The organism is Agromyces solani (genome assembly GCF_058349925.1).
Genome location: NZ_JBYRER010000002.1, coordinates 188396 through 199870, shown reverse-complemented (window position 1 = coordinate 199870; position 11475 = coordinate 188396). Strand labels below are relative to the sequence as shown.

The 11475-nt window shown below is 71.9% G+C and carries 10 protein-coding genes; 7 read left to right on the top strand and 3 right to left on the bottom strand.

What is annotated here, in order from left to right; genetic code table 11:
- Nucleotides 1-161 precede the first annotated feature (161 nt).
- Both AC3RJ7_RS08680 and AC3RJ7_RS08675 read left to right on the top strand, forming a co-directional pair.
- A complete protein-coding gene (locus AC3RJ7_RS08680; protein WP_491455434.1) occupies nt 162-668 on the top strand; it encodes a hypothetical protein in 507 nt (168 codons plus the stop codon).
- A complete protein-coding gene (locus AC3RJ7_RS08675) occupies nt 652-2172 on the top strand; it encodes a multicopper oxidase family protein (RefSeq protein WP_491455433.1) in 1521 nt (506 codons plus the stop codon). The genes AC3RJ7_RS08680 and AC3RJ7_RS08675 overlap by 17 nt, the downstream gene beginning before the upstream one ends.
- Before the next feature lie 284 nt (nt 2173-2456).
- On the opposite strand, the gene AC3RJ7_RS08670 is transcribed toward AC3RJ7_RS08675, so the two are convergent.
- The gene (locus tag AC3RJ7_RS08670; RefSeq protein ID WP_491455432.1) at nt 2457-4049 is read right to left on the bottom strand and encodes an ABC-F family ATP-binding cassette domain-containing protein; all 1593 of its coding nucleotides are present in this window, start codon (nt 4047-4049) and stop codon (nt 2457-2459) included.
- A 249-nt stretch (nt 4050-4298) separates the two neighbouring features.
- Between AC3RJ7_RS08670 and AC3RJ7_RS08665 the strand changes: the two genes are divergently transcribed.
- From AC3RJ7_RS08665 to AC3RJ7_RS08655, 3 genes are all read left to right on the top strand, one after another.
- Entirely contained in the window at nt 4299-5009 is a 711-nt protein-coding gene (locus AC3RJ7_RS08665) for a hypothetical protein (RefSeq protein ID WP_491455431.1), read from the top strand.
- Nucleotides 5006-5500, top strand: a complete 495-nt coding sequence (locus AC3RJ7_RS08660; protein ID WP_491455430.1) for an RNA polymerase sigma factor — start codon at nt 5006-5008, stop codon at nt 5498-5500. The genes AC3RJ7_RS08665 and AC3RJ7_RS08660 overlap by 4 nt, the downstream gene beginning before the upstream one ends.
- Nucleotides 5501-5585: 85 nt before the next feature.
- Nucleotides 5586-7556, top strand: a complete 1971-nt coding sequence (locus tag AC3RJ7_RS08655) for an ABC1 kinase family protein (RefSeq protein WP_491455429.1) — start codon at nt 5586-5588, stop codon at nt 7554-7556.
- Nucleotides 7557-7578: 22 nt separating this feature from the next.
- Here the strand turns inward: AC3RJ7_RS08655 and AC3RJ7_RS08650 are convergent, their stop codons facing one another.
- Both AC3RJ7_RS08650 and AC3RJ7_RS08645 read right to left on the bottom strand, forming a co-directional pair.
- Entirely contained in the window at nt 7579-8331 is a 753-nt protein-coding gene (locus AC3RJ7_RS08650; RefSeq protein WP_491455428.1) for a 5'/3'-nucleotidase SurE, read from the bottom strand.
- Nucleotides 8328-9308 carry a PfkB family carbohydrate kinase gene (locus AC3RJ7_RS08645; RefSeq protein ID WP_491455427.1) on the bottom strand — a complete coding sequence of 327 codons (981 nt, stop codon included), beginning with the start codon at nt 9306-9308 and terminating at the stop codon, nt 8328-8330. Before AC3RJ7_RS08645 ends, AC3RJ7_RS08650 begins: the two co-directional genes overlap by 4 nt.
- 106 nt (nt 9309-9414) lie before the next feature.
- Here AC3RJ7_RS08645 and AC3RJ7_RS08640 point away from each other — a divergent pair, with 106 nt between their 5' ends.
- On the top strand, nt 9415-10089 hold the full coding sequence (locus AC3RJ7_RS08640; protein ID WP_491455426.1) for a CatA-like O-acetyltransferase: 675 nt from the start codon (nt 9415-9417) through the stop codon (nt 10087-10089).
- Nucleotides 10090-10324: 235 nt separating this feature from the next.
- Nucleotides 10325-11467 (top strand): trypsin-like serine peptidase, encoded by a 1143-nt coding sequence (locus tag AC3RJ7_RS08635; RefSeq protein ID WP_491455425.1) that lies wholly within the window; start codon nt 10325-10327, stop codon nt 11465-11467.
- The last annotated feature ends 8 nt before the right edge of the window (nt 11468-11475 follow it).

Below are 11475 nucleotides of genomic sequence, written 5' to 3'. Positions count from 1 at the left end.
GGGCCAGCCCCACCCCTCCGATGGCGGCGGGCCCCGATGCGATGGACGGAACGCCGCCACGAGGCATCCGGCCCGCCGGGTACCGGCGCGAGGGCGCGCTCGCGACGCTCGGAGACGAGCGGATGCCGCGAAGGGGCGCCGCACGAACAGGGAGCGACATCATGCGCAAGGTCTACTCGACGCTGGCTTGGATCATCGCGGGCGGCGTGGTCGTGCAGGCCGCCGCCATCGCGTTCGCCTTCGGCGGCGTGCTCAACCGGGTGTCGAACGGCGACGTCGTCGACAAGGCGCTCCTCGAGAGCGGCGGCGCCGGCGGCTCGGGCGAGCTCGGCTTCTGGATCCACGGGATCGTCGGCGGGGTCGTGCTGCCACTCCTCGCCGTCGCGCTGCTGATCGTCTCGTTCTTCGTGCGCGCCCGCGGGGCGAAGCTGTGGGCGGCGGTCGCGCTGGCGCTCGTGGCACTGCAGGTGACGCTCGGGTTCTCGATCACGGACGTGCCGTACCTGGGCCTCATCCACGGTGCGAACGCGCTCGCGATCGTCGCCGCCGCCGTCATCGCCGCACTCCGGGTGCGCGCGGCTCGCGGCACCGCCGCCCGGCCCGACGCCGACGACTCCGCATCGACGCCCGACGCGGAGGAGGCGACGAACGATGCCGTCTCGGCGTGACCTCCTGCGGTGCGGCGTCGTCGGCGTCGCGGTCGCGACCGCGCTCGGCGCCGGCGCCCTCGCGTGGAGTTCCACGCTGCTCGGCGAGTACTCGGTGATGGACATGGGCGGCGGGGCGGGTGCGGGCGCCGGCGGGCACGCCGGCCACGGCAGCACCGGGGCCATGGATGCCTCGGCGAGCGCGGCCGGAACCGTCGACGTGACCTCGCTCGCCGCCGACCGGGATCGCGAGCCCGACGTGCGCGTCGAACTCGTCGCCCGGCGCGGCACGGTCGAGATCCCCGGCGGCCGGCCGGTCGACGGCTACACCGTGAACGGCACGTCGCCCGGGCCCGAGCTCCGCGCCCGGCAGGGCGACCTCGTCGAGGTCGTCTTCGTCAACGAGTCGGTCGACGGCGGCGCGACGCTGCACTGGCACGGCATCGACGTGCCGAACGCGGCCGACGGGGTCGCGGGCATCACGCAGGACGCCGTGCCGGTCGGGGGCCGCTTCGTCTACCGCTTCGAGGCCGCCGACGCCGGCACGTACTGGTACCACTCGCACCAGCTGTCGCACGAGCAGGTCGTCGGCGGGCTGCTCGGCGCGATCGTGGTCGAACCGGCCGCCGCCCCGGCACCGGCTGCGACGGGCCTCGCGCGCGACGTCGTCGCGCTGCTGCACGTCTACGGCGGGCAGCACACGCTCAACGGCGCCGCCCGCGACGAGCGCGTCGACGCGGCGCCAGGTTCGACGGTGCGCGTGCGCGTGATCAACACCGACCAGGGCACTGCCTCCGTCTGGTCGGACGCGCCGTTCCGCGTCGTCGCGACCGACGGCCACGAGGTGAACGCCCCAGCCGAGGTGGCCGGGCAGCGCGTGCTCATCCCCGCGGGCGGACGAGCCGACCTCACCGTTCGGGCGCCGCCCGACGGCGGGCTCGTGCGACTGCACACCGGCGGCGCGCGCAGCCTGCTCATCGGCGATACCAGGGCGCCCGAGGCATCCGCCCCGCCCGTGCCGCAGCCGACGGCGACGCTCGACCTGCTCGCCTACGGCGAGCCGGCACCGCTCGCCTTCGACCCGGCGCACCCCGACCGGTCGTTCGACTACACGATCGCCCGTCGCTTCGGCATCATCGACGGGCGCCCGGGCAACTTCTGGACGATCAACGGGCGCATGTTCCCCGACGTTCCGATGTTCGAGGTCGCCGAGGGCGACGTCGTGGTGATGCACCTGCGCAACGACTCGGGCGACGTGCATCCCATGCACCTGCACGGGCACCACGTGGTCGTGCTGTCGCGCGACGGCGTCGCCGCGTCGGGCAGCCCCTGGGTCGTCGACTCGCTCGACGTCCACCCCGGCGAGCGGTACGACATCGCGTTCGTCGCCGACAACCCCGGCATCTGGAGCGACCACTGCCACAACCTGCCGCACGCGGTCGACGGGCTCATCGCCCACCTCATCTACGAGCGGGTGACGACCCGGTTCACGATCAACGGCGCGGCGGGGAACCGGCCCGAGTGAGTGCACTCGCCGCGCGATGCCTTCGCCCCGCACCGCCGAGGTTCGACCGTGCGACCGCGACCGAGGGTGGGACCGCAGCGGTGGGTGCGGTCCTGAGACGGCGACCACATGACCACACGACCACACCCGATGCGACCACATGACCACACGACCACACCCGATGCGACCACATGACCACACGACCACACCCATCTCAGGGCTTGCCACCCGCGGGCGGAATCACTCGGTGCGGCGCGGCGACTGCCAAGCGCGCCTCCACGACGCGCCGTTCGACGGACCGACCGTTACAGCGCCCCGGTCGCCGCCCGCTCGACGACGCGCCCGTCGCCCTCGAACACGAGCAGCCGGTCGGCGAGCTTGTCGACGAAGAACCGGTCGTGCGACACGACGACGACGGCGCCCGGGAAGTGCGTGAGCGCCCGCTCCATCACTTGGGTCGAGGTGATGTCGAGGTGGTTCGTCGGCTCGTCGAGCACGATCACCGCAGCACCCGAGAGCAGGCACTGCGCGATCGCCACGCGCGCCTTCTGACCGCCCGAGAGGTTGCCGATCTTCTGCTGCAGGTCGGCCTCCGAGAACTGCAGCATCGCGAGGAACCTGCCGACGCTCTTCTTCGTCGCGGTGAACGCGAGCGAGTCGGGGTAGGCGTTCACGGCGTGGCCGACGGTGTCGGTCAGGTCGAGCTCGGCGTAGACGCGGTTGTACGACACGAACCTCGCGCCCTTCGCCCAGCGCACCGAGCCGGAGTCGGCCGCGGCATCCCCGGTCAGCACGTCGAGGAGGGTCGATTTGCCCGACCCGTTCGAACCGATGACCGCCACCCGGTCGCCGCGCTGCAGGTCGAACGAGACGCCCTCGAACAGCGGCGCCCCGCCGAAGCCCTTCGTGAGCCCCGTCACGGTGAGCAGGTCGTTCGAGACCTTGAGCCCGTCGTAGATCGACGTGATGATCTGGTCGATCGGGCGCGGCGCCTGCCGCTTCTTGATGTCGGCGAGCCGGCGCGCGACTGCGTTCGAGGGGTTGCGGGCCGCCTCGCGACGGGCGGTCGCGGCGGCCTGCTCGTAGGCCAGCAGCTCCTCTTCATGGGCGAACTGCTTCTCGAGCATCTTGAGCCGCGACTGCTTCGCGTGCACGTACGCCGAGTAGTCGCCCTCGTACTCCTGCAGGCGGTAGTTCTCGATCTCGATGATGCGGTCGACGACCCCGTCGAGGAACTGCCGGTCGTGCGACACGACGAGCACGGCGCCCGCGAACGACTGCAGCCAGTTCTCGACCCACTTCACGCCGTCGAGGTCGAGGAAGTTCGTGGGCTCGTCGAGCAGCAGCACGTCGGGCGCCTGCACGAGGATCTGCGCGAGCGCGGCCCGGTTGCGCCATCCGCCCGAGAGCCGGTCGACGGGCAGCTGCCGGCGCTCGTCGTCGAAGCCGAGCCGGGTGAGCACGGTGTCGATCGTGGTCTCGTAGGTCCAGCCGCCGATGTGATCCATGCGCTCGAACAGCTCGCCCTGCTCGGTGAGCAGGCGCGTCATCTCGTCGTCGGCCATGGGCTCGGCGAGCGCGAGCCCGATCTCGTCGAGGCGGGCCTGCGTCTCGTGCACGTCGGCGAAGTGGGCGCTCAGCGTCTGCGCGATCGACTGCTCGCCGTCGAGCTCGGAGAATTGCGAGAAGTACCCGATCGTCGTGCCGAGGGTGACGTCGCGGGAGCCGCCCGACGGTTCGCGCCGGCCGAGCACGACCTCGAGCAGGCTCGACTTGCCCGTGCCGTTCTTGCCGATGAGCCCGACGCGGTCGCCCTGCTTGAGCTTGAGGAACGCCTCCTTCAGCACGGGCCGTCCGTCGAACTCGATGCTCACGTCGTTCAGGCGGATCAGGCTCACGTGGGTCCTCGGTTTTCGGGGGTGGGTTGCGTTTCGTGCACTGCGGCGACCTGGCGAGACGGATGCCTCGAGCCGGCGACGAGTCTACCGAGGGGGTCTGAGCACCTCGGTTCGGTCGTTGCCCGCCCCGACGTCATTGCGCGACGACATTGCCCGGCCGTGCCGGCACGTCATACTCGTGTGGACGTTCCGACGTCTCGTGGACAGGTCCTTGTTGAAGGCACCGCACCGACACGAGGGAGCAGCATCATGGGACCGACGACCGACGACGACCTGCGCGATCTCGATCCCGAGCTCGCCGCCGTGCTGACCCGCGCCGCCCGCCCGGTCACCCCGACGAACGCCGAGGTGCGCGACGAGCTCGCGACGATGGCCTCGGCGGTCGTCGACGCCGAACGGCCCGCACGTCGCGGGCGGGTGCCCCTCGTGGCATCCGTGATCGCCCCGCTGCTGGTGCTGGGCGGCGCGAGCGCCGCGTTCGCCGCTGCGAACGTCGACTGGTCGGTGTTCTGGAACAACGCCCCCGAGTGGGCCGAGTGGGCCGAGCAGCCAGACGCGATCGTGACCTACGACCTGCCGGGCGGCGGCTCGTGCGAGTTGCGACTCGGCGAGGTCGTGTCCAGCCCCGACCCGAACCGGCCGGCCGATGTCGCGGTCGACGAGCGGGCGGCCGACGCGACGCGCGAGTTCTTCCGAGCGGGTGATGCGCTCGCCGGCGTCGACCTCGAGGCGATCATCGCCGAGTCGCGTGCGACCGATGAGAATTTCGTCGAGAACGCAGCTGGCACGCTGACGCCGTTCGGGTACGGCACCGATGCGTACGACGCCGACATCGAGTACCAGCTCGCGGTCAAGGACGGTGTCCACGTCGCGGTCGAGCAGCACCTCGACGAGCTCGGCATTCCGTCGGCGGGGCTCGGCTGGCAGAGCCAGGAGCAGTGCACCGGGGTCGCCGAGTGAAGCGGCAGAGCGCTGCCCAGCGTCGGTTCGCCACGATCGTCGCGGATAATTCGACCGATCTGCTCGCGTATTTCGAGCGCCGCGTCGGAGGCGATGCGGCCGACCTGCTGGCCGACACCCTGACGGTCGCGTGGCGACGCATCGACGATCTGCCGCGCGACGCCGAGTCTGCCCGCATGTGGCTGTTCGGCGTCGCCCGCAACGTGCTGCGCAACGCCGCGCGCGGCGAGCTCAGGCGGCACCGCGTCGCCGACGCGCTGCGCGACGTCGTCGCCGAGACCGCACGGCACGACCATGCCGAGGCGATCGCGATGCGCGACCTCGTCGAACGTCTCGAGCCCGACCTCGCCGAGGTCATCACGCTCGCCCACTGGGAGGGCCTCACGCTGGTACAGATCGGTCAGGTGCTCGGGGTGCCGGCGTCGACGGTACGCGGGCGGTACCAACGGGCGAAGACCGCGCTGCGCGTACAACTTTCGATGGTGGAATGAGCTCCGCGACGTGTGCAGCGCCGCTCTCTCGTCATGGTGGCTAGCGTGAGGGTCAGCGGCCGCCTGGCCGCGGACGGGGGTCGGGATGAACGGCGGCGACGTGCTGCTCAACGTGGCGCTCATGATCGCGCTCACCCTGCTCTTCCTCGCCGTACTGACGGCGTTCGTCCGGCGGGTGCTCGGTGTCCGCGTGGGCATCGTGCGCATCGTGATCGCGGGCTTCGTCGGCCTCGCCGCCGAGGTCGGGTTCGAGTCGCAGGTCGTCTGGGGCAAGCAGGACTACAGCGCCGCGCTCCTCCCCGTGCAGCTCGGCATCGTCATGTTCGCGGCGGTCGCCTTCCTCGTCATCGCCGAGATCATCGTGCCGCCCGGCACCATCCAGCGTCCCGACCAATGGCTGCCGTCGTTGCGCCGCAGTGCCGCACGCACTCGCCGGTACACCGAGATCTCGCGGATCGCCGTGCGCCACGGACTCGTGCCCTTCCGGCCGAACACCGAACCGACGGCCGCCGGCCACGCCGAGCGCACCCGGCAGGCGATCGCCCTCCGGGCGGCGCTCGAAGACGCCGGCGGCGCCTTCGTGAAGCTGGGCCAGGTGCTCTCCACACGCAGCGACGTGCTGCCGCCCGAGTTCGTCGCCGAGCTCAGCCGGCTGCAGCAACGGGTGCCTCCCGCCGACTGGGCCGACGTGCGGGCCCTGCTCGAGTCCGAGCTCCCACGGCCGATGGGCGAGGTGTTCAGTGCCTTCAACGAGACGCCGCTCGCCGCGGCATCCATCGGGCAGGTGCACCGGGCGACGCTCGCGTCGGGCGAGGCGGTCGCCGTGAAGGTGCAGCGGCCGGGCATCGTGCCGCTCGTCGATCGCGACCTCGACATCGTGCTGCGCCTGGCCGACCAGCTCGACCGGTCGACCGAGTGGTGCCGGTCGCTCGGCGTACGCGGACTCGCCGAGGCCTTCGCCGCGAACCTCCGCGAAGAGCTCGACTACCGCATCGAGGCGGCGAACATGGCGGCGATGCGCGCCACGCTCGCCACCCACCCGGCGCGTGAGCGCGTGAGCGTGCCCCGCCACCACGCCGAGCTCAGCGGCGAGCGGGTGCTCGTGATGGACCTCGTGGAGGGTCGCACACTCAGCGACCCGGCCACCCTGCAGGGTCGCTCGGACGACGAGCGCGCCGACCTGGCCGACCGCCTCTTCTCGTCGACGATGACCCAGATCATCGACGACGGCGTATTCCACGCCGACCTGCACCCCGGCAACATCGTGATCGTCGACTCGGGCGACATCGTGCTGCTCGACTTCGGCTCGATCGGGCGGCTCGACTCCGAGCTCCGCCGCCAGATCGGCGAGGTGCTGCTCGCGTTCTACCGCGGCGACGCCCGCAGCTTCGGCGACGCGCTGCTCGGGCTCGTCGAGCTGCCCGACGACCTCGACGAGGTCGCGTTGCGCCGGCAGATCGGTGCGTTCATGTCACGCAGGCTCGGCCCGGGCGGTACGGTCGATGCGACCGTCGTGACCGAGATGGTGCGCCTCCTCGCCGAGAACCGCATCGCGGTGCCCGGCGATCTCGCCGCCGCGTTCCGCGCCGTCGGCACGGTGGAGGGGACGCTCCGCCTCGTGAACCCCGGGTTCAACCTGCTCACCGAGGCGGAGGGCCTCGCGCAGACCCGGGTCGCCGAAGCGATGCGCCCGTCGGCGCTCTTCTCGACCGCCATCGACGAGATCGGGGGCCTGCTGCCGATGCTGCGCCGGATGCCGCGGCGCGCCGACCGCATCGGCGCGGCCCTCGCCGACGGCCGCCTCTCGTTCAACGTGCGCCTGTTCGCCGACCGTCGCGACCGCTCGCTCGTGCGCGATCTCGTGAACCTCGTCGCCGTCGCGTTCCTCGCGGGCGTGTTCGGCATCATGGCCTCGATGCTGCTCGTCAGCGAGGGCGGCCCCGAAGTCGCGCCCGACTTCACCCTCTACCAGCTGTTCGGCTACCTGCTCGTGATCGTCTCGGGGCTCTTGACCCTCAAGGTGCTGTTCGACGTGTTCCGGCGGCGCTCGCCCTGAGACGGGCCGACGCCCTCACCGCTCACGTCCCGCGACGGTCGGGCAGCGCCGTCTCGCCGAGCGCCCGCAGTGCGGTCAGGGTCGCATGCCCCGCCGCGAGCAGGGCGGCATCGGAGCGCGGGTCGTCGACGTGCGCCAGGTCGGCGACGGTGAGGCGAACACCGCCCTCGCCGGCCTCGGCCGCCGTCGTCTGCACGATGCCGAACCTGGCGAGCGTGGCGCTCCGCGGGGTGAGCTCTCCAGCGGTCGCCACGTTCGGGACGTTCAGGTTCAGCACGGTGCCCGGGGCGGCGTCGACGACGGTGCGCAGCACCGCGCGAGCGACGCGGGCCGCGGCATCCCATTCATGCGTGTCGGGGTGCAGGCCCACGTCGAGCGAGACCGCGAGCCCGCGCGCGCCGTTCGATCCGCCCGTGAGCGCCGCGCCCACGGTGCCCGAGTGCAGGATCGCGTGCCCGATGTTCGCGCCGCGATTGACCCCCGAGAGCACCACGTCGGGCACGGTGCCGAACGCCCCGTGGGCGGCGATGAGTGCGATCAGGGCGGGCGCCGCCTGCACCGCCCAGCACGGTACGTCGAGGCCGTCGACCTGACGCCGCTCCATGCGGATGCGACCCTCGCGATCGGCGCCCAGGATGGCGGCACTCGAGCCGCTCGACTCGGCGGCCGGACCGGCGACGAACACATCGAGCCCCTCGGCGACCGCCGCGGCGGCGAGCGCGTGAAGCCCCGGCGAGTCGATGCCGTCGTCGTTCGTCACGAGCACGGCCGTCATGGCTCGTCGACCTCCGTGCGTGCGGCGAGGTCGTCGAGCGTGACCAAGGTCGCGTCGTCGTCGATCGGATGCACGGTCATGCGGTCGCGCAACCGGCGGATGGCTTCGGCGTCGCCCGTGCCGAGCCCATGGCGGGCGACGTTCAGCGCGCCCGCCGCCGCGGCGAGCCGGGCGGCCTCGGGCACCGGGTCGCCGTCGATCATCGCCGAGACGAGCGCCGCGACGAATGAGTCGCCCGCGCCGCGCACGTCGAGCTCCTCGAGCTTCGGTCCCGTGATGGTGAACGCCTCGTCGCCGTCGAGCACGAGGGTCGCGTCGCCCGCCCGCGTGATCACGACCGCGTCCGACCCGGCGTCGCGGATCCTCCGCGCGGCGTCGATGAGCTCGTCGGCCGCACTGCCCGAGACCAGACCCTCGTCACGCAGTTCGGTCTCGCTGACCTTCACCAGCCGGACTCCGCCGTCGAGCGCGGCCGCGAGGCGGTCGCCGGCGAGATCTACTACGACCGTGCGCCCGGCCGCCCGCAGATCGGCGGCGAGCCGGCGGTAGACGTCGTCGGGCAGCACCTCGTCGTCGGCCGGTCCGCTGAGCAGCACCACCTCGGCGGTCATGCCCTCGCGCAGCACGAGCGTGTAGAGCTCGTCGAGGTCGTGCCGGGAGATCGGGTCGCCCGGCAACTCGGCGACGACCGACCGCTCGCCCTCGCGCCGGTCGTGCACGTACGCCGTGCCCCTGCCCTCGCGCATGACCGCGTGCAGCTCGACGCCGTCGGCGATGAGCAGGTCGCGGGCGATCGCGCCGGCCTCTCCCGCGAACGAGGCGACCATGGCGACGCTGCGACCGAGGGTGCGCAGCATGCGCGCCTGCCAGACGCCCTGGCCACCGGCGTGGATATGGAGGTCGGCCTCGCCCGCATCGTCGCTCTCGATCGTCACGGTGAGCAACGGGGCGGGCGCGAAGATCAGTACATCGGCCATGGGTCTCCCCTCTCGTGCGACGCTACGCCTCGGATCGGACCCTGCCCAGCGGGTTCCCCTCGCGAGGCGGACCGCCTATCATCGCGCGGATGCGAGGATCGAACCCGTGCCCGCCTCGACACCGACCCCGACGCCCGTGCCGATCGACCTCGACTCCTGGCCGCGCCGCCAGACCTTCGAGCACTACCGCCACCGCGTTCCGTGCACCTACGCGATGACGGTCGAGCTCGACGTCACCGCGTTCGTCGCCGCGTTGCGCGCCTCGTCGCGCAAGACGTATCCGGCGCAGATCTGGGCGATCGCGAACGTCGTCAACCGGCATCCCGAGTTCCGTATGACGCTCACCGACGACGGCGCGCCCGCGACCTGGCCGGTCGTGCACCCGGCGTTCACGGTGTTCAACCCCGAGCGTGAGACGTTCGCCGCCGTCTCGGTGCCGTATGACGCCGAATTCGGCCGCTTCCACGAGGCGGCGGTCGAGGTGCTCGCGACCGCCTCGACCGCGACCGAGATGTTCCCGCAGGGCGGACTTCCCGTCGACGGGTTCGATGTGTCGAGCATCCCGTGGACGAGCTTCACCGGGTTCGCGCTGCAGATCGACGGCGGCTCGAACCACTTCGCGCCGATCTTCACGCTCGGCCGATACGTCGAGCGCGACGGGCGCACCCTGCTGCCCGTCGCGGTGCAGATCCACCACGCGTCGGCCGACGGGTTCCACACGGCCCGCCTCGTCGGCGAGCTCGAGCAGCTGTTCGCCGACCCGTCGTGGGTCGACGCCTGACGCGGCTCGCGCAACGGCGACCCGGGAGGGTCAGAGCCGGTCAGGGCCGGCACGGAGCACGCCCACGGGTCCGCCCTGATGTCGCGACGCGCCATTCGGAGGAGCCTTCCGACGACGGAAGGGCGGTCGCACGGCGACGGCTCGTCGTACCGGATGGCACCCCGAGCAACGCACGCCGGAACCGTTTCTCCGCCTCGGCCCGGAGAAGGTCCCCGGGCCATGGAGGGTGATCACCATGGATGAGACGACGCCGGCCCGGACCGGCGGATCCGAGCCGCCCAGCGGGCCGGAGGAATTCCTGCGACTCGACAACGAGCGCAGCAGGGAGCGCATGCCCGAAGACCTCGCGAGGCAGGTCGACGGACGCACGCTCACGATCACGACGCGCGAGAAGTTCGACCTCAAGGCGGCCGAACCCGTGCGCTACGGCTCGGATCGATGGCAGCTGCGCCTGCCCGAGGGCTCGGGGCTCGTCATGCCCGGGCGCACGTCGGGCCGGCTCTCGCTCGACGAGGTCGGCAAGGCGGCCGCCCGCGACGAGGGCTCCGCGTTCGAGCTCGAGCCGTCGCGCCCGTCGTGGATCGACTTCGAGCCGCACGCCAAGGTCACGGCGCCGCGCACGACCGTGCTGCGTCGCGTCGGCGGCCAGCTCATCGAGCCGCACTACGGCGTCTTCGGGGCCGACAACCGACAGGTCTACTACCCGGGCGGATACCCGTGGACGTGCGTCGGCAAGGTCCTCGTGTGGGACGACTGGGGCTCGCCCTACCCGGCGTGGTCGGGGTCGGGCGTGCTGATCGGCGACCGGACCGTGCTCACCGCCGGGCACATGTGCCCGTGGGGGTCGCGCAACTGGGCGATGCAGTTCATCCCCGCGTACTACGACGGCGTCTCGACCCTGGGCCGCGGCGTCAGCTCGTACGTGTCGGACTACTACGGATACGACACCGACGACAGCGTCTCGGCCTGGGACATGGCGGTGCTGCGGCTCTACACGCCGCTCGGCGTGACCCACGGCTACTTCGGGTCGAAGAACTACGACAGCGCATGGGAGGGCGGCAACTACTGGACCCTCGCCGGGTACCCGGGCGCCGTCGCCGGCGGCAACCGTCCGTCGCGCCAGATGTGGTGGCCGGTGCTCGACGACGACGGCAGCGGCTCGGCCGAGGAGGTCGAATACGAGGCCGATGCGACGCCGGGCAACTCCGGCGGGCCCGTGTTCGGCTTCTGGAGCGGTGCGCCCTACGCCATCGCGACGCACAGCGGCGGTTCGAAGACCACCTTCCTCTGGTGGACGATCGAGGACACCAACGTCGGTGCCGGCGGCGGGGCGCTCAACTCGCTCGTGAGCTGGGCGCGCAGCAACTGGCCCGCGTGACGACGACG

What these genes read in the sequence shown, in the direction of transcription:
- AC3RJ7_RS08680 (WP_491455434.1), top strand. Translation starts at nt 162, where the DNA reads ATGCGCAAGGTCTACTCGACGCTGGCTTGGATCATCGCGGGCGGCGTG.
- AC3RJ7_RS08675 (WP_491455433.1), top strand. Translation starts at nt 652, where the DNA reads ATGCCGTCTCGGCGTGACCTCCTGCGGTGCGGCGTCGTCGGCGTCGCG.
- AC3RJ7_RS08665 (WP_491455431.1), top strand. Translation starts at nt 4,299, where the DNA reads ATGGGACCGACGACCGACGACGACCTGCGCGATCTCGATCCCGAGCTC.
- AC3RJ7_RS08655 (WP_491455429.1), top strand. Translation starts at nt 5,586, where the DNA reads ATGAACGGCGGCGACGTGCTGCTCAACGTGGCGCTCATGATCGCGCTC.
- AC3RJ7_RS08650 (WP_491455428.1), bottom strand. Translation starts at nt 8,331, where the DNA reads ATGACGGCCGTGCTCGTGACGAACGACGACGGCATCGACTCGCCGGGG.
- AC3RJ7_RS08645 (WP_491455427.1), bottom strand. Translation starts at nt 9,308, where the DNA reads ATGGCCGATGTACTGATCTTCGCGCCCGCCCCGTTGCTCACCGTGACG.
- AC3RJ7_RS08635 (WP_491455425.1), top strand. Translation starts at nt 10,325, where the DNA reads ATGGATGAGACGACGCCGGCCCGGACCGGCGGATCCGAGCCGCCCAGC.